The 20,164-nt window shown below is 72.4% G+C and carries 2 protein-coding genes; both read left to right on the forward strand.

Annotation, left to right across the window (positions count from 1 at the left end):
- On the forward strand, positions 1 to 8,982 hold an 8,982-nt coding region (locus AD72_RS15300), incomplete at its 5' end, for a type I polyketide synthase (protein WP_051898659.1).
- 47 nt (positions 8,983 to 9,029) lie between these two features.
- Positions 9,030 to 20,141, forward strand: coding sequence for a type I polyketide synthase (locus AD72_RS15305; protein WP_031467181.1), 11,112 nt, complete (start codon positions 9,030 to 9,032; stop codon positions 20,139 to 20,141).
- The last annotated feature ends 23 nt before the right edge of the window (positions 20,142 to 20,164 follow it).

Raw genomic sequence — 20,164 nt, forward strand, 5'->3', positions numbered from 1 at the left:
GGTGTTCGGCCGGATTTCGTTGCTGGGCATTCGATTGGTGAGATCGCGGCAGCCCACGTTGCCGGGGTGCTGCCGTTGGAGGATGCGGCCACGCTGGTGGAGGCGCGTGGTCGGTTGATGCAGGCGTTGCCCGAGGGTGGGGCGATGGTCGCTTTGCAGGCCAGCGAGGCTGAGGTTGCCGGGTTTCTCTCGGATGAGGTTTCGTTGGCGGCGGTGAACGGGCCCGAGTCGGTTGTGTTGTCTGGTGTGGATGGTGCGGTTTCGGCTGTGGTGGACCGGTTCGCGGGTCGCCGGTCGAAGCGGCTGGAGGTGTCGCATGCGTTTCATTCGGCCTTGATGGAGCCGATGCTCGCCGAATTCGCCGCGGCGGTGGGGGAGTTGAAGTTTTCCGCCCCCCGGATCCCGTTCGTGTCCACCGTGGACGGAGAGCGGACCGAGCGGATCGCCGAACCGGACTACTGGGTGGAGCATGTCCGCGCCACCGTCCGGTTCGCCGACGGACTGTCCTGGCTCACCGCGGCCGGTGTCTCGAAATACCTGGAAATCGGGCCCAGCGCGGTGCTCACCGCGCTGACCGGAGACGAGGTCTTCGCCGCCTCCTTCCTGCGCGACGGTCGCGAGGAGGCTGGTTCCGCGGTCACCACCCTGGCCGCCGCACACACCCGCGGAGTGCCGGTCGACTGGGCTGCGGTGTTGCGGCCCACCGGTGCCCGAACGGTCGACCTGCCCACCTCGGTGTTCGAGCGGCAACGATTCTGGCTGGCCACCGGAACCGGAGCGGCGGACGTCCGCGCGGCCGGGCTGCGGTCGGCCGGGCACGCCTTGCTGGGTGCCGCGGTGCCCCTCGCCGACCGGGACGGCTGGGTACTCACCGGACGACTCTCGGCGGCCACCCACCCGTGGCTGGCCGGACATCGCGCGTTCGGCGAGGTTCTGGTTCCCGGGACCGGACTGCTCGAACTCGCGATCCGTGCCGGCGACGAAGCGGGCTGCGCGACGGTCCGGGAACTGACCCTGGCCGCACCCCTGGTGCTACCCGAGCGCGGCACGATCGAGGTCCAGGTCCTGGTGGGCGAGGCCGATACGGCCGGACACCGCCCGGTGTCGATCCACTCCCGCGTCGAAGAAGGCGACTGGACCGAACACGCCAGCGGCACCCTCGCCGCCGACCGGGCCGCACCGGAGGGGCTGCGCGAATGGCCACCCGCCGCGGAACCGATCGAGCTGGACGGCTTCTACGCGGACATGTCCGCCGCGGGGCTCGACTACGGGCCGCCGTTCCGCGGGCTCACCGCTGCCTGGCGGGACGGGGACACCGTCCTCGCGGAGGTGGCCCTGCCGGAACACACCGAGGTCGACGGCTTCGGGCTGCACCCGGCGCTGCTGGACGCCGCCCTGCACACGATCGCGCTGCTGGCAGGGGAAAGCGGCCGGTTGCCGTTCGGTTTCGCCGGGGTCGCCGTGCACGCCACCGGAGCCACCGCGCTGCGAGTCCGGACCGAGAAACGGGGAACCGACAACGTTTCGGTGCTCGCCACCGACGCCGGCGGAACACCGGTGGCCACGCTCGGCACCGTCACGGTGCGCACCGCGCAGCTCCCGGCCCGATCGGATGCGGACTCGCTGTACGAACTGGACTGGGTCAACGCAGAACCGGCAGGCGAACCCGCCGCGTTCGTCCCGATCGAGGCTGCGCTGCGCGAAGACCCGGGCGCGGCGGCTCCCGCCGCCGTCGTGCACACCGTCCCCGAGACCGAACCGCACGAAGCACTTGCCGCGACTCTGCGGATCGTGCAGGACTTCCTGGCCGACCCACGGTTCGCGCAGTCCCGGCTCGTGCTGCGCACCGGGGACTCCCCGGCCGGGGCGGCCGTGCGCGGCATGGCCCGCAGCGCGGTATCGGAGAACCCGGACCGCCTCGTCATCCTGGACGGCGAGGATGTGGCCACCGCGCTGGCCACCGGTGAACCCGAGGTCCGCATCCGGGACGGGAACGCCGAAGTACCCCGGCTGACCCGGACGCGGCCGGGCGAGCCCACCGGCTGGGGCCCGGGCACCGTGCTCGTCACCGGCGGGACCGGCGGCGTCGGTGCGGCGATCGCCCGCCACCTGGTCACCGTGCACGGGGTCGGCAGGCTGGTGCTCACCAGCCGCCGCGGCCCGGAGGCACCCGGAGCCGCCGAGCTGGCCGAGGAACTGGGCGCCGAGGTCGTGGCCTGTGATGTCACCGACCGGGTCGCGATGCGCGAGCTACTCGACGGCATCGAGGACCTGACCGGAATCGTGCACGCCGCGGGGATTCTGGACGACGGCGTGCTCACCGAGCTGACCCCCGAGCGGTTCGAGACCGTCCTGCGGCCGAAGGCCGACGCGGCCCGGATCCTGGACGAGCTGACCCGCGAACGCTCGCTGACCCGGTTCGTGCTGCTGTCCTCGGTCTCCGGCATTCTCGGCGGCCCCGGCCAGGCGAACTACGCCGCCGCCAACGCGCTGCTCGACGACCTCGCCCGCCGCCGCCGCGCCGAGGGACTGCCCGCGGTCTCGGTGGCCTATGGCCTGTGGGCGGACGGCATGGGCGGACAGTCCGATGTGGACCGGCTCGCCAGGTCCGGGTTCGGCGCGCTGACCGAGGCCGAGGGGCTCGCGCTCTTCGACGCGGCGCTGACCGTCGAGACCCCGGTACCGGTACCGGTCAAACTCGACCTGCCCGTGCTGCGTTCCCTGGCCCGCACCGCGGAGCCACCATCGGTGCTGCGCGGACTGGTCCGGGTGCCGAACCGGCGTGGTGCGGCCAATGCGGCGGCCGCCGAGGGATTGGCGGCCACACTCCGCGGACTGTCCGCCGCGGACCAGCACAGCCACCTCCTGGAACTGGTCCGGCGACAGGTGGCGAACGTTCTCGGGCACAGCGCCGCATCGATCGAAGCCGGGCGCGCGTTCACCGAGCTGGGTTTCGACTCGCTCACCGCGGTGGAACTGCGCAACCGGCTCGGCGAGGCGACCGGGCTGCGGCTGCCCGCGACACTGGTGTTCGACCATCCGAGCCCGACGGCACTGGCCGCCCATGTCCGCACCGAACTGGTCGGTGCGGACACCGGGACTTCCGGGACACGGGAGCGCCGGAGCGAACCGGACGAACCCATCGCGATCGTGTCGATGAGTTGCCGCTTCCCCGGCGGGGTCCGCTCGCCCGAGGACCTGTGGCGACTCGTCGCCGAGGGCACCGACGCCATCACCGGCTTCCCCGCCGACCGTGGCTGGGATCTGGACCGGCTGTTCGACCCCGACCCGGATCATCCCGGGACCTCCTACACCCGTGCGGGCGGATTCCTGCACGAGGCCGCCGAATTCGACGCGGAGTTCTTCGGTATCTCGCCACGCGAAGCGCTCACCCTCGACCCGCAACAGCGGCTGCTGCTGGAGACCGCACAGGAAGCGTTCGAGCGGGCGGGAATCGATCCGGTCTCGCTGCGTGGCAGTGCCACCGGGGTGTTCGCCGGGGTGATGTACGACGACTACGCCTCACGGCTTTCCGCGACCCCGGAAGGCATGGAAGGACTGCTGGGCACCGGAAGCGCGGGCAGCGTGTTGTCCGGCCGGGTCGCCTACACCTTCGGCCTCGAGGGGCCGGCGGTCTCGGTGGACACGGCATGTTCCTCCTCGCTGGTCGCGTTGCACTGGGCGGCGCAGGCGCTGCGTTCGGGCGAATGCGGTCTGGCCCTGGTCGGCGGTGCGGCGGTGATGTCCAGTCCCAATCCGTTCATCGAGTTCTCCCGGCAGCGTGGTCTGGCTCCGGACGGGCGCTGCAAGCCGTTCGCGGGTGCCGCCGATGGCACGAGCTGGGCCGAGGGGGCGGGATTCCTGTTGCTGGAGCGGCTTTCCGATGCGCAACGCCACGGGCACCGGGTGCTCGCGGTGGTCAAGGGCTCGGCGATCAACTCCGACGGCGCTTCGAACGGACTGACCGCGCCGAACGGTCCCGCGCAGCAGCGGGTGATTCGTGCGGCCTTGGGTAATGCGGGTGTTGAGCCGTCCACTGTGGACGCTGTCGAGGCGCATGGCACCGGCACGGCCCTGGGGGATCCGATCGAGGCGCAGGCCTTGCTGGCGACCTACGGTCAGGACCGGGAGGATCCGCTGTATCTGGGTTCGGTGAAGTCGAACATCGGGCATACGCAGGCGGCCGCCGGTATCGCCGGGATCATCAAGATGGTCGAGGCGATCGGCCACGGGACGCTGCCCAGAACGCTGCATGTGGACGAGCCTTCTCCGCACGTGGACTGGGAATCCGGCAACGTCGCACTGTTGACCGAGGAACACGCGTGGCCACGGGGCGATGGCCCGCGGCGGGCGGCGGTGTCCTCGTTCGGGATCAGCGGCACCAACGCACACGTGATCCTGGAACAGGCACCGGAACGACCGGAGAGCGCGCGCACGGTGTCCACGCCCGCGCTGCTGCCGTGGCTGCTCTCCGCCCGGACCGAGGAGGCGCTGTCCGCCCAGGCCGGGCGGTTGCTGGACACACTCGACTCCGCGGACCGGCTCGACATCGCGTATTCGCTGGCGACCACGCGCACCGCGTTCGAGCGGCGCGCCGTGCTCACCGGGGACACCGAGACGCTGCGCGCCGGGCTGACCGCACTCGCCGAGGGACGCGGTGCGGACCGGATGGTCACCGGCCGGGCGAAGGAAGGGAAGCTGGCGTTCCTGTTCACCGGGCAGGGATCGCAGCGGATGGGCATGGGATCCGGGCTCTACGAAGCCTTCCCGGCGTTCGCCGCCGCGTACGACGAAGTGCTCGCCCTGCTGCCGGAGGTTCGCGCCATCCCGGATGCCGAAACGCTCGACGGCACCGGAACGGCCCAGCCCGCCCTGTTCGCGGTCGAGGTGGCGTTGTTCCGGCTGCTGGAATCCTGGGGTATCCGGCCGGATTTCCTTGCCGGGCACTCGATCGGGGAGATCGCCGCGGCACACGTGGCCGGGGTGTTCTCCCTCGCGGACGCGGCGAAGCTGGTGGCGGCCCGTGGACGGCTGATGCAGGCGCTGCCCGCCGGTGGGGCGATGATCGCGGTGCAGGCCAGCGAGGCCGAAGCCACCGAGTTCTGCTCCGCAGAGGTCGGGCTGGCCGCGGTCAACGGACCGGAATCCGTTGTCCTGTCCGGTGTGGACACCGCGGTGCGGGCCGCGGCCGCTGCCCTTGCCGAACGCGGCCACCGCACGAAGGAACTGGCCGTCTCGCACGCGTTCCACTCGGTCCTGATGGAGCCGATGCTGGCGGAATTCGAAACCGTGGCGCGCTCGATCGACTATGCCGAGCCGTCCATCCCGGTCGTCTCCAACGTCACCGGCCGGCTCGCCGAGCAGCTGACCGATCCGGCCTACTGGGTGCGCCATGTCCGGGAACCGGTGCGGTTCGCCGAGGGCATCGGAACACTCGCCGCGGCCGGAGTGACCCGGTTCGCCGAGCTGGGGCCCGACGGGGTGCTCTCGGCAGCCGGGACCGAAAGCGCCCCGGAAGCCGTGTTCGTTCCGGTACTGCGCAAGGACCGCGAGGAACCGGAGACCGCGGAGACCGCCTTCGCCCGGCTGCTGGCCGGTGGCGCGGAGGTCGACTGGACCGCGTTCTTCGCGGGGACCGGGGCCCGCGAGGTCGCGCTGCCGACCTATGCGTTCCAGCGGGAGCGTTTCTGGCTCGAGGCGCCAGCCGACACCGGTGACGCGGCCGGGCTCGGGCTGACCTCCACCGGGCACCCGCTGCTCGCCGCGATGTCCTCGACCGCCGCCGATGACGGACTGATCGCCTACGGAAGGTTGTCCCGCACGGCGGCGCCCTGGCTGGCCGACCACGCGGTGCGGGACACCGTGCTGGTGCCCGGGGCGGCCCTGGTGGAACTGACCGTGCGGGCCGGAGCGGAACTGGGCTACGGGCAGCTGGCCGAGCTGACCTTGGCCGCGCCGGTGGTGCTGCCGGAGCGCGGTGCCCTGGCGGTGCAGGTCGTGGTCGGCGCCCCGAACGCCGAGGACCGCCGCCCGGTCTCGGTCCACACGCGACCCGTGGACGCGCTCGCCGGCGAACCGTGGACAGCGCACGCGAGCGGACTGCTCGGCAGCGCGGAGACCCATCCGGTCGCCGGGGACGGGGCCTGGCCACCGCCCGGTTCCGAGGCGCTCGAGATCTCCGAGCTGTACACGGAGCTGGCCCAGGCCGGGCTGCATTACGGTCCGGCGTTCCGGGGACTGCGCGCCGCCTGGCGGATCGGCGAGGATGTCTGTGCCGAGCTCGAACTGCCCGCCGCGCTGCACCAGGACGCTGCCCGGTTCGGCCTGCACCCGGCACTGCTCGACGCCGCGCTGCACGCGATCGGCCTGCTGCCCTCGGCGGATCCACACGCCACCCGGCTTCCGTTCCAGTGGCGGGATGTGGTGCTGCACGCGGTAGGGGCGACGGCCGCCCGAGTCCGGGTCAGTGCTGCCGGGACGGACACGGTCCGGGTGCAGCTGACCGACGCGGCCGGTGCCCCGGTCCTGACGGTCGGATCGCTTGCGCTGCGCGAGATCACCGAGCCGGGACCATCGAGTTCCGCCGACCTGTACCGGCTGGACTGGGTCCCGATCGCGAACGAGCCCGCACCGGTCCCGCAGGTGCGGGTGCTCTCCGCCGTACCGGATGGTGCGGACACCCCGGTGGTCACCCACGAGTTGCTGACCAGGGTGCTGGCGAGCCTGCACGCGGAACTGGCCGATGCGGAACCGGCGGCGCCGCTGGTGGTGCGCACGCAGAACGCGGTCGCGGTGTCCGCGGCCGACGACGTGGATCCGGCCGCCGCGGCGGTCTGGGGCCTGGTGCGCAGCGCCCAGTCCGAGAACCCTGGGCGGCTGGTGCTGCTGGATGCCGAGGAGTCCGAGGTGGAGACCGCGCTCGCGGTGTTCGGCGAGGAGACCCAGCTCGCCGTGCGGCACGGCGTCGTGCACGCCGCCCGGCTGTGCGCCGTGGCCCCGTCCGCCGCACTCGAGCCCCGCTCGGTCCGGATCGCGGTCCGCGCGGCCGATACCGGCTCCTCGCGCACCGCGCTCGGCACGGATCCGGATCGGATCGGCTGGGCGGCTGCCGGGGTGGTGGCGGAGACCGGCTCGGCGGTCACCGATCTGTCGCCCGGCGACCCGGTGATGGGCCTGGTGCGCGGTGGGTTCGGGCCGCTCATCCGCACCGACCGCGAGCTGCTTGCCCGCGTTCCGCAGGGCTGGACGTTCGAGCAGGCCGCCACGGCGCCGCTGGCGTTCCTGTCCGCTTACCACGCCCTGATCGACCTCGCGGAACTCGGGGCAGGGGAGTCGGTACTGATCCACACCGCGGCGGGCGGGGCCGGGACGGCCGCCGCCCGGCTGGCGGAGCACTTCGGCGCCGAGGTGCGGGACACCGGAGACGAGCGCGGCGCGGACGTGGTGCTCGGTGAGCCCCCGGAGGAGATCACCGGGGCGGCCGGGCGCCTGTTACCGCACGGTGGGCGGCTCGTGGAAATGCGCAAGGCGGAGACCGGTCCGGACAGCGGCCCGGACGGGCAGGATTCCGGTGTGACCGACCGGACGGCCGATGTGCTCGACGCGGGCCGGGACCGGATCACGCGGATATGGGAGGAGCTGAGCGCCTTGTTCGAGGCCGGTGTACTCACTCCGCTGCCGACCGTTCCGCGTCACCCGGGCGGCGGCACCGTGCTGATCACCGGCGGTACCGGGGAACTGGGCGGGATGCTGGCCAGGCATCTGGTGTCCCGGCACGGCATCACCGATCTGGTGCTCACCAGCCGTCGCGGCCCGGACGCGCCCGGCGCGGCCGAACTGGCCACGGAACTGACCGGGCTGGGCGCCACCGTGCGGATCGAGCCGTGCGACGCCGCCGACCGCGGGGCACTCGCCGCGGTGCTGGACCGGATCCCGGACCTCACCGGGGTCATCCACGCGGCCGGAGTGCTGGACGACGGCCTGCTCACCGGGCTGACCACCGAGCGGTTGCTGAACGTGTTGCGCCCCAAGGTGGATGCGGCATGGAACCTGCACGAGCTCACCCGGGACCGTGCCCTGACGATGTTCGCGCTGTTCTCCTCGGCGGCCGGGGTGCTCGGCGCGCCGGGGCAGGCGAACTACGCCGCGGCCAACACCTTCCTGGACGGCCTCGCCCAGCACCGGCGGGCCCTCGGCCTGCCCGCCACCTCGCTCGCCTTCGGTCTGTGGGCCGAGGGCATGGGCGACTCGGCGGACAGTGACCGGATCGGCCGTAACGGTGTCGGCAGCTTCACCCCCGCGGAGGGGCTGGAACTCTTCGACCGGGCGATCGGGCTCACCGAACCGGTGCCGGTTCCGGTGAAACTGGACCTTGCCGGGCTGCGCACCGAACCGGGCCCGATTCCGCCGCTGCTGCGCGGTCTCGTGCGCGGGTCCGCCCGCCGTGCCGCACCGGCTGCCGCGGCGGCACCGGCCGAGGGGCTCAAGCGCAGGCTAGCCGGACTGTCCGGGCCGGACGCGGAACAGGTACTGCTCGGCGTGGTCCGCGGTCAGGCCGCGGCCGCACTCGGGCACGCGGGCCCGGACGCGATCGAACCGGACCGGGCGTTCACCGAACTCGGCTTCGACTCGCTGACCGCCGTCGAACTGCGCAACGGGCTCGACGCGGCCACCGGGCTGCGACTGCCCGCGACCCTCGTCTTCGACTATCCGACCCCGAACGCGCTGGCCGCCTTCCTGCAGTCCGAGGTGGTCCCCGCGGCCCCCGAACCGGAAACCGGGGTGACCGCCGGAATCGACCGGCTCGCCGCCGAATTGTCCACAGTGGACATCTCGGCTGCCGAGGGCGCGGAAATCGAGGCGAAACTCCGGAAGCTGGTCACCCTCTGGCAGGAGCGGACCAGGCCGGACGGCGAGGACGACGCCGACCTCGACGTGGAAACCATCGACGACATGTTCGCCCTGCTGGACAACGAACTCTGACCCGGGCCCGGCGCCACGGCTCCGTCGCCGCTAGGAGGACCACCGCTATGACCACCGACGAGCGCACGCTCGACTATTTCAAGCGACTGGCCGCCGAACTGCGCGAGACGCGGCGACGGCTCCAGGAGGCCGAGGAGAGTGATTCCGAACCGCTGGCCGTCGTCGGCATGGCCTGCCGTTACCCGGGCGGGGTGAGCTCCCCGGAAGGCCTGTGGGACTTGGTTTCCGGTGGCGGCGACGGCATCTCGGCGTTCCCGGCCGACCGCGGCTGGGACCTCGAGGCGCTGTATCACCCGGATCCGGAGCACCGCGGCACGACCTACTGCGACCAGGGCGGGTTCCTGCACGAGGCGGCCGAATTCGACGCGGGCTTCTTCGGTATCTCGCCGCGGGAGGCGCTGGCCATGGACCCACAGCAGCGGCTGTTGCTGGAGGTCACCTGGGAGACCTTCGAACGGGCCGGCCTGGACACCGCGCGGCTCAAGGGCAGCGACACCGGGGTGTTCGCCGGGGCGATGCGCAGCGAGTACGTGTCCGGCTCGGACGGTGCCACCGAGGAGGTCGAAGGGTTTCTCGGTACCGGGGCCTCCAGCAGTGTGCTCTCCGGCCGGATCGCCTACACGCTCGGCCTGGAGGGCCCGGCCGTCACGATCGACACGGCCTGCTCGTCCTCCCTCGTCGCGGTGCACCTCGCCGCGCACGCGCTGCGTTCGGGGGAGTGCTCGCTCGCCCTGGCCGGCGGGGTCACGGTGATGGCCACCCCGGAGACCTTCGTGGAGTTCTCCCGGCAGCGCGGGATGGCCGCGGACGGTCGCTGCAAGGCGTTCGCCAAGGCATCCGATGGCACCGGCTGGTCCGAGGGCGCGGGCATGCTGTTGCTGGAGAAGCTGTCCGACGCCCGGCGCAACGGGCACCGGATCCTCGCGGTGATCCGCGGCTCGGCGGTCAACTCCGACGGCGCGTCCAACGGCCTGACCGCACCCAATGGTCCTTCGCAGCAGCGGGTGATCCGGGCGGCGCTGGCCAACGCGAAACTCGACGCGGCCGAGATCGACGCGGTCGAGGCGCACGGCACCGGTACCGCGCTCGGCGACCCGATCGAGGCGCAGGCCCTGCTGGCCACCTACGGCCAGAACCGGGAGGAGCCGCTGTGGCTCGGCTCGATCAAGTCGAACATCGGGCACACCCAGGCCGCGGCGGGCGCGGCCGGAATCATCAAGATGATCGAGGCGATGCGGCACGGCGTACTGCCCGAGACGCTGCACATCGACGAACCCACGCCGCACGTCGACTGGTCCGCGGGGGCCGTGGAACTGATCACCGAGCGCCGCGCCTGGCCATCGGGCGAGCGGCCGCGCCGGGCCGGGGTCTCGGCGTTCGGTCTGAGCGGGACCAATGCGCACATCATCCTGGAACAGGCGCCCGCCGCCGAGGAGCAGGCCGGTGCGCGGACTCCGCCCGCAGCCCAGCCGTGGGTTCTCTCCGCCCGTGGCCCGGCCGCGCTGCGGGCGACCGCGCGCCAGCTGCTGTCCACAGTGGACGATATCGACCCGCTCGACCTGGGATGGTCGCTGGCGAGCACCCGCACCGCGCTCGAAACCCGCGCCGCGGTGGTCGGCAGCACTCGTCCGGATCTCGTCGCCGGGCTGACCGCGCTGGCCGAGGGCGTCCCCGCTCCGGGGGTGGTCACCGGTGAACCATCGCACGGGCGGACCGCGTTCCTGTTCTCCGGGATGGGATCGCAGCGTTGCGGGATGGGAAGGGAGCTCTACGACGCCTTTCCGGTGTACCGGGCAGCGTTCGACGAGGCCTGTGCCGCGCTCGACGAGCACCTCGACCGCCCGCTCGCCGAACTGGTCTTCGGTACCGAACAGGCACCACTGGACCGGATGGGCTATGCCCAGCCTGCCCTGTTCGCCCTCCAGGTGGCGTTGTTCCGGCTGCTGGAGAGCTGGGGAGTGCGCACCGATTACGTGGTGGGGCACTCCGCCGGTGAGCTCGCCGCCGCGCATGTCGCCGGGGTCTGGGACCTCGCCGACGCGGCACGGATGGTGGCCGCCCGAGGTCGGCTGATGGAAGCGCAGCCACCCGGTGGCGCCATGATCGGCATCCAGGCCAGCGAGGAAGAGGTCGGCGCGGAACTGTCCGAGGGCCTGGCGATCGGCACCCTCAACGCGCCCGATTCGGTCGTGGTCTCCGGTGAGGAGGCGGCGGCCGAGGCGCTCGCGGCGAAGTTCGCCGAGCGCGGCAGGAAGACCAAACGGCTCAACATCTCGCACGCCTCCCACTCGGCGCGGATGGACGGCATGCTGACCGAATTCGGCGCGATCGCCGAGCAGGTGAGCTACCACGAGCCGACGATCCCGGTGGTGTCCAATGTGACCGGACGGCTCGCCGGCCCGGACGAGGTGACGGTGCCCGGATACTGGCCGCGGCACGTGCGCCAGCCGGTCCGGTTCGCCGACGGTGTCCGGTTTCTGCGCCAGGAGGGCGTCTCCCGGTTCATCGAGATCGGGCCGGACTCGGTGCTGGCGGGTATGGCGGCGAGGTCGCTGCCCGACGAGGACACCCTGACGGTGCCGGTGCTGCGCCGGGACCGGCCGGAGACCGGGACCGCGCTGTCCGTGCTCGCCGAGCTGCACGTGCGCGGTGCCCCGGTGGACTGGACGAGGTTCTACGCGGGCACCGGTGCCCGGACCGTGGACCTGCCGACCTATCCGTTCCAACGGGACACCTACTGGCTGCGCGGTACCCGGGGAGCCGGTGATCCGAGTGGGCTCGGTCTTGCCGACGCCGCTCATCCGCTGCTCGGCGCGTCCGTGGATCTTGCCGAGGATTCCGGCGTGGTCCTCACCGGCCGGATCTCCCCGTCCATCCAGCCCTGGCTGGCCGATCACGCGGTCGGCGGCTCCGTGGTCGTTCCGGGCACCGCGCTGGTCGAACTGGTGTTGCGCGCGGGCGACGAGACCGGTTGCGCGCACCTGGAGGAACTGACCCTGCGGGAGCCGATGCTGCTCGACGGGGCGATCGACGTGCAGCTCGCGGTGGCCGGTCCGGACGAAACCGGCCGCCGTGCCGCCGCGGTCTACTCCCGCGCCGGAGAGGGTGCGTGGACGCTGCACGGCACCGGAACCCTCGCGCCGGTGGCCCCCGATGCCGGGTTCGAGCTGACCGCATGGCCCCCGCGCGATGCGGAGCCGATCGATCTCACCGAGGTCTATCCGGCGTTCGCCGCGGCCGGTATGGAGTACGGGCCGAGTTTCCGTGGCCTGACCCGGGCCTGGCGCGCGGGAACCGAGATCTTCGCCGAAGCGGTATTGCCCGAGGACACCGTGACATCCGGTGCCGAACACTTCGGTCTGCATCCCGCGCTGCTGGATGCCGGACTGCACGCGATCGGCCTGCTCACCGGCGAGGGCGGGGGTGCGCAGCTGCCGTTCCTCTGGCAGCAGGTCACCCTGCACGCCGGTGGCGCCGACCGGCTGCGGCTGCGGATCGGCCGCGAGGAATCCGGCGCGGTCACACTGCACGCGGCCGATGGCACCGGCGCTCCGGTGATCACCGTGGGTTCGCTGACCCTGCGGGAGCTCACCGCGGGCCCGCTCACCGCGCCCGCGGCGCCCGGGATGGACGCACTGTGGCGGCTCGACTGGGCCCCGCTTCCGGTACCCGGGGAGCCCGAAGCCGTGGAGTGGGCCTTCCACGGACGCCTCGGTGACGGCCCGGTTCCACCGGTGGTCGTGCTGCCCGTGCTGACCGATCCGGTGGACGCGGCGGGCAGTGCGCGGCTGGCCACCCGGGAAGTGCTCGGCGTGCTGCAGCGGTGGTCGAGCCAGGAGCGCTTCGCCGAGGCACGACTGATCATCCTCACCACGGGCGCCACCGGCGGGCGGGTCGATCCGGCCGCGGCCGCGGTCTGGGGCCTCGTCCGGTCCGCGCAGAGCGAATCCCCTGGCCGGTTCGTCCTCGTGGACAGCGACAGCGGAGACCTCACCGGCGCGGAGGTCGCCGCCGCGCTGGCGAGCGGTGAACCGCAGCTGGCGGTGTGCGAAGGCGAGTTCTCCGTGCCGCGCCTCGGCCCGGTGCCGGGACCCGATGTCCTGTCCCCGCCCGCGGAGCAGGCCTGGCGGCTCGGCATGGCCGCGCGCGGGACGCTGGAGGAACTGCGCATCGAGCCGTGCCCACAGGCGCTGGACCCCCTTGCGCCGCGCGACATCCGCATCGCGGTATCGGCGGCGGGCCTGAACTTCCGGGACGCGCTGAACGTGCTCGGCATGTTCGACGGCGAACCCGGACCGCTCGGCAACGAGGTGGCCGGAACCGTCACCGAGGTCGGGGCCGACGTGGACGATCTCGCTCCCGGCGATCCGGTGATGGGCGTCGCCCTCGGCGGTATCGGCACGGTCACCACCGCGCAGCGCTCGATGTGCGCGCGCATCCCGGACGGCTGGACGTTCGAAGCGGCCGCCTCGGTGCCACTGGTCTTCCTCACCGCGTACTTCGGGCTCAAGGAGCTCGCCGGGCTGCGGGCCGGGGAGAGTGTGCTCATCCACGCCGGGGCCGGTGGGGTCGGGATGGCCGCGATCCAGATCGCCCGTCATCTCGGCGCCGAGGTGTACAGCACGGCCAGCCCGGCCAAGCAGCACCTGCTGCGCGAGGCCGGGCTCGACGAGGCGCACATCGCCAACTCCCGCACCCTGGATTTCGAGCAGCAGTTCCTGGCCACCAGCCAGGGCCGCGGCGTCGATGTCGTGCTCGACGCGCTCACCGGGGAGTTCGTGGACGCGTCCCTGCGGCTGCTGCCCGGCGGCGGCCGGTTCCTCGAGATGGGCAAGGCCGGTCTGCGCGATCCGGAGGAGGTCGCCGCCGAACACCCGGGCGTGCACTACCGGCCCTACGACCTGATCGAGGCGGGGCCGGACCAGTTCTCCCGGATGTGGGCCGAGGTCCTGGAACTGTTCGAGGCGGGCGCGTTCGCTCCGCTGCCGCGCCGGGTGTGGGACGTGCGGCGCGCGCCCGAGGCGTTTCGCTTGCTCAGCCAGGCGAAGCACGTCGGCAAGCTGGTGCTGACCATCCCGCGCGGACCGCAGCCACACGAGACCGTGCTGATCACCGGGGGCACCGGCGGGCTCGGCGCGATGCTGGCCCGGCACCTGATCACCGAACACGGCGTCGGCAATCTGATCCTGACCAGCCGTCGCGGACCGGATGCCCCCGGCGCTGCGGAACTGGCCGCGGAGCTGACGGAGCTGGGCGCCTCGGTCCGGGTCGCCGCCTGCGACAGCTCCGACCGGGAGGCCGTCGCCGCGCTGCTCGCCGGGATCCCGGCCGAGCATCCGCTCACCGGTGTGGTGCACGCCGCCGGTGTGCTCGACGACGGCCCGATCGAGATGCTGAGCCCGGAACGGATGGAGCGGGTTTTCGCGCCGAAGGCGGACGCCGCCTGGCAGCTGCACGAGCTGACCGCAGATCTTCCGTTGCGCTGGTTCGTGAACTTCTCCTCGGCCGCCGGGGTGCTCGGCAATCCCGGGCAGGGCAACTACGCGGCCGCGAACGCCTTCCTGGACGGTCTCGCGGTTCACCGCAGGGCCGAAGGGCGGGCCGCGCAGTCGATCGCCTGGGGCCTGTGGTCCGGCGGGATGCGCGGAGAGCTCGGTGATGCGGGCGAGGAACGCATGCGGCGCAGCGGTTTCCCGCCGATCGAGGGCGAGGAGGGCCTGGCGATGTTCGACCGCGCGGTCGGCCTCGACCACGCGGTGCTGCTCGGACTGAAACTCGACCGCGCGACGGTGCGGGCCAGCGAGGCGCCGATCTCCCCGTTGATCCGTGCCCTCGTCGGCGGCTCCGCACGGGCGAAGGCCAGGACGGCTACCGCCGAGCAGGCGGGCGAACTGCGCCGCAGCCTGGCCGCGCTGCCCGGGGCCGAACAGGAGGAACTGCTGCTCGACCTGGTGCGCCGCGAGGTCGCGCTGGTGCTCGGGCACGGTGACCCGAGCGGGATCGCCGCGAGCCGGGCGTTCAGCGAGATCGGTTTCGACTCGCTCACCGCGGTGGAACTGCGCAACCGCCTCAATGCCGCGAGCGGGCTGCGGCTGCCCGCCACGCTCGTCTTCGACCACCCGACACCCGCGGCGCTGAGCAGCTATCTGCGCACCGAACTCCTCGGTTCCGAGGAGGCGGTCCCGGTCGCCGCGGTTCCCGAAGTGGCGGGAACCGGCACGACGGCCGATCCGATCGCGATCGTCGGCATGGGCTGCCGCTATCCGGGCGAGGTCCGCTCACCGGCGCAGCTGTGGCAGCTGGTCGCCGAGGGCGGTGACGGAGTCGGCGAATTCCCCGCCGATCGCGACTGGCCGCTGGACTCGCTGTTCCACCCGGATCCCGATCACCGCGGCACGACGTACGCCTCCGAAGGCGCATTCCTTTACGATGCGGGCGATTTCGATCCGGAGTTCTTCGGGATCTCGCCGCGCGAGGCCCTTGCCATGGACCCGCAGCAGCGCCAGGTGCTGGAGACCGTGTGGGAAGCGGTGGAGCGGGCCGGGATCGATCCGGCCTCCTTACGTGGCAGCACCACCGGGGTGTTCGCGGGGGCGCTGTCCAATGACTATGTCTCCCGGCTGAGCGCGATTCCCGAGCAGGTGCAGGGCTTCCTCGGTACGGCCTCGTTCAGCAGCGTCATCTCCGGCCGGGTCGCCTACGCGCTCGGTCTGGAGGGCCCTGCGGTGTCGGTGGACACGGCGTGTTCCTCCTCGCTGGTCGCCGTGCACCTCGCGGCACAGGCACTGCGTGCCGGCGAGTGCACCCTGGCGCTGGCCGGCGGCGTCAACGTGATGGCCTCGCCGGACATGTTCATCGAATTCTCCCGGCAGCGTGGGCTGGCCCCGGACGGGCGGTGCAAACCGTTCGCGGGTGCCGCCGACGGAACGAACTGGGCCGAGGGGGTCGGATTCCTGGTCCTGGAACGGCTTTCCGAGGCACGCCGCAACGGGCATCGCGTATTGGCGCTCGTCAAGGGTTCCGCGGTCAATCAGGACGGTGCCTCGAACGGGCTGACCGCGCCGAACGGTCCCTCGCAACAGCGGGTCATCCGTGCGGCACTGGGCAATGCCGGAGTGGAAGCGTCCACTGTGGACGTCGTCGAGGCGCATGGCACCGGTACGGCTCTTGGTGATCCGATCGAGGCACAGGCGCTGCTGTCCACCTACGGCCAGGGACGCACGGAACCGCTGTATCTGGGCTCGATCAAGTCGAACATCGGGCACACCCAAGCCGCTGCCGGTGTCGCCGGGATCATCAAGATGGTCGAGGCGATCGAGCACGGCATGCTGCCCAAGACCTTGCACCTGGACGAGCCGTCTCCGCACGTGGACTGGGAATCCGGCAAGGTCGCCCTGCTGGCCGAGGAACGCGCGTGGCCGGAGACCGATCGCCCGCGGCGAGCCGGTGTCTCCTCGTTCGGGATCAGCGGCACCAACGCGCACGTGATCCTGGAACAGGCACCCGAACGATCCGAGCCGCGGCCCGCGGAGTCACTGCCGGTCGCCGTTTATCCGGTCGCGGGGCGCACCCCGGAGGCACTGGCCGCGCAGGCCGCGCGGCTCATGTCCACTGTGGACGAACTCGGCGCCGCGGCGGATGTCGGCTTCTCCCTGGCAACCACCCGGACCCAGCACGAACACCGCGCCGTGATCATGGGTGATGCGGCCGCCGGGCTGGACGCCCTGGCCAAGGGAACGGCGGCGCCGAACGTGATCACCGGTGCGGCGGTGCCGGGCCGCACGGCGTTCCTGTTCACCGGCCAGGGTTCCCAGCGGGCCGGAATGGGGCGCGAGCTGTACGCCGCATTCCCCGCGTTCGCGGCGGCCTACGACGAGATCGCCGAACTGCTCCCCGCCGTGCGGGACGTGGACGACGCCGCACTCGGCCGGACCGGTACCGCCCAGCCCGCGATCTTCGCTCTCGAGGTCGCGCTCTACCGGCTCTTCGAGTCCTGGGGAGTACGGCCCGCGTTCCTCGCCGGGCACTCGATCGGTGAAATCGCCGCGGCGCATGTCGCCGGGGTGCTGTCCCTGGAGCACGCGGTCACCCTGATCGAGGCGCGTGGACGGCTGATGGAGGCCCTGCCCGAAGGGGGCGCGATGATCGCCGTCGAGGCGAGTGAGGCCGAGATCGCCGAGTTCCTCTCCGCCGGCGCGGGTCTCGCGGCGGTCAACGGTCCGCGGTCGGTGGTGCTCTCCGGAACCGAGACGGCGGTGACCGCGGCCGCGGCCGCACTGGAAGCCCGGGGACGCAAGGTGAAACGCCTGGAGGTCTCGCACGCCTTCCATTCGGCGCTGATGGATCCGATGCTGGCCGAATTCGCCGAGATCGCCGGGAAGCTGAGCTACGCCGAGCCGTCGATCCCGATCGTGTCCACCCGGACCGGGGCATTGGGCACACAGCTCGGCGATCCGGACCACTGGGTGCGCCACGTGCGGGAACCGGTGCGGTTCGCCGACGCCGTCGAAACGCTGCGCGCCGAGGGCGTGACCACGTTCCTGGAGATCGGCCCGGACGCGGTCCTGTCCGCGCTGGCCGCCGAGAGCGGGACTGCGGTCCCGGCCCTGCGCGCCGGCCACGAGGAACCGGACTCTGCCGTGGCCGCCCTGGCCCGCCTGCATGTGCGCGGTGTCGAGGTCGACTGGTCCGCCTACTTCGCCCCGTCCCGGCCGAACACCGTGGAACTGCCGACCTACGCGTTCCAGCACGAGCGGTTCTGGCTGCGCGAACCCGCGCGGGCGGCCGCGTCCGGCGAACTGCGGCACCCGGTGCTGGCCACCGCGGTCACCTCGGCCGGTGACGGTTCGGTGCTGTGCAACGGGATGCTGCCTGGAGAACCGGCGGACACCCTGCTGGTGGAGCTGGCGATCCGGGCGGGCGACGAGGCGGGGTGGGGCAACCTGGCCGAACTGCGCGTCGAGGCCCCACTGACCGGGGACCGCGAGGTCCAGGTCGCCGTCGGACCGGAACAGGACGGCAGGCGCGCGGTGTCCGTTCACTCCCGGGCAGGCCGGGACTGGCAGCGGCATGCCACCGGACACCTGATGAGCGCACCCGCCCCGGCCCCGGAGGCACCGGAGGGTCCGCTCACCGAGCTGATCGCCCCGGACGCCGCGGAGGACACCGCGCAGCTCTACGGACTGCCGCCCGGTCTGCTCGAGCCGCTGCTCGGCACGCACGGCTGGCCGGTCGCCTGGCGCAACGTGACCCTGTACGCCGCCGGAGCGACGACCGTCCGGGCGCGGCTGACCGAGGAGGGCGAGCTGACCGTCTTCGATGTCTCGGGTGCTCCGGTGCTCTCCGCCGGGGTGGCCTTCGGTGAGCGCCCGGCCGTTGCGGGGAGCGAGGAGCAGAACCTGCATCGGCTGGCCTGGAACCAGGCCGCGCTCGGTGACACCGAGGTGGACTGGGCACGCTGGGGGCAGCCGGGGAACGAGGCTCCGCCCGCCGTCGTGCTCGAACTGTCCGAATCCGACGGTGACCTCCTCGGTGCGGCCCGGGAGACGACCGAGCGGGTGCTCTCCGCTCTCCAGGAATGGCTGGCCGAACCGCGGTACGCCGAGAGCCGTCTGATCGTGCTGACCGCGGGTGCGGTGGCTCTGTCCGAGTACGACGGCGCCGATCCGGTCGCCGCCGCGGTCTGGGGCCTGGTGCGGTCCGCGCAGTCCGAGCATCCTGGGCGGTTCGTGCTCGTGGATGGGGACGGTGATACCGCGCTGCTGGGCCGGGCGCTGGCCACCGGCGAACCGCAATTGCTGCTGCGGGATGGTGTGGCGTACACACCGCGGCTGGAACCGGTGCGCGAACCCGCCGGGCGCCTGCCCGAACTCGGCGAGGGCACGGTGCTCGTCACCGGTGGCACCGGCGGCCTCGGCGCCCACGTGGTCCGGCATCTGGTGCGGGCACACGGAGTCACCGATCTGGTGCTGGCGAGCCGCCGCGGACCGGAGGCTCCCGGCGCCGCCGAACTCACCGCCGAACTGGACGAGCTCGGTGCGCACGTGCGGGTACAGCCCTGCGATGTCGCCGACCACGAGGCGCTTTCCGGTCTGCTGAAGGGAATCCCGAGGCTGAGCGCGGTCGTGCACGCGGCGGGTGTCGTCGACGACGGGCTGGTCGAGGCCCAGACTCCGGAGCGCCTCGCCGCGGTCTTCGAACCGAAGGCGGCCGCGGCCTGGCAGCTGCACGAACTGACCAAGGAGCGTGACCTCGCCGCGTTCGTGCTGTTCTCCTCGGCTGCCGGGGTACTCGGCAATGCCGGGCAGGGCAACTACGCGGCGGCGAACGCGTTCCTCGACGGCCTGGCCACCTATCGGCGGGCGCTCGGGCTGCCCGCGCGCTCGCTCGCCTGGGGCCGCTGGGCCGAGGGGATGGGCGGCGCGCTCGACGCATCGGCCGCACAACGCCTCAACCGCACCGGTTTCCCGGCACTGTCCACAGCGGACGGTCTGGCACTGTTCGACCGCGCGCTGGCCACCGATCCGGCCGCGACGGTACCGGTGCGGCTCGACCGGAGCGCGCTGGCCGCGGCCGCGGGAGCGGGTCTGCTTCCGCCGGTGCTGCGGGACCTGGTCCCCGCGGTGCGCCGCCGAGCGGCCGCGGCCGAGGCCGGAGAACTGCGGCGCAGGCTCGCCGGTCAGTCCGGCCCGGAGCAGGAGCGCACCCTGCTGGACCTGGTCCGCGGGCACGCCGCGACCGTGCTCGGGCATGCCGGACCGGCCGCGATCGCCCCGGCAAGGGGCTTTCTGGACCTGGGATTCGATTCGCTCACCGCGGTCGAGTTCCGCTCCGCGCTGGCGGCCGAAACCGGTCTGCAACTGCCCACCACGGTGGTGTTCGACTACCCGGCACCGGACACGCTGGCCAAGTACCTGCGAGCCGAACTGCTCGCGGAGACCGGCCCGGCAGCCCCGGTGACCGAGCAGATCACCCGTCTCGAAGCCCTTCTCGACGAGGCCGATCCCGCTGACCCGGACATCGATGTGCGGCTGCGGCGGCTGCTGACCGCCTGGTCGGCGAGGAAACCGGACCGTGTCCCGGAATCCACCGCCGATCTGGAAGCCGCCTCGCCGGAGGATCTCCTCGCCCTGATCGACGACGAGTTCGGTTCGCGCTGACCCCAACCACCAGTCCCCGGGAG

This window comes from Sciscionella sediminilitoris, from assembly GCF_000737195.2.
GTDB lineage: Bacteria > Actinomycetota > Actinomycetes > Mycobacteriales > Pseudonocardiaceae > Sciscionella > Sciscionella sediminilitoris.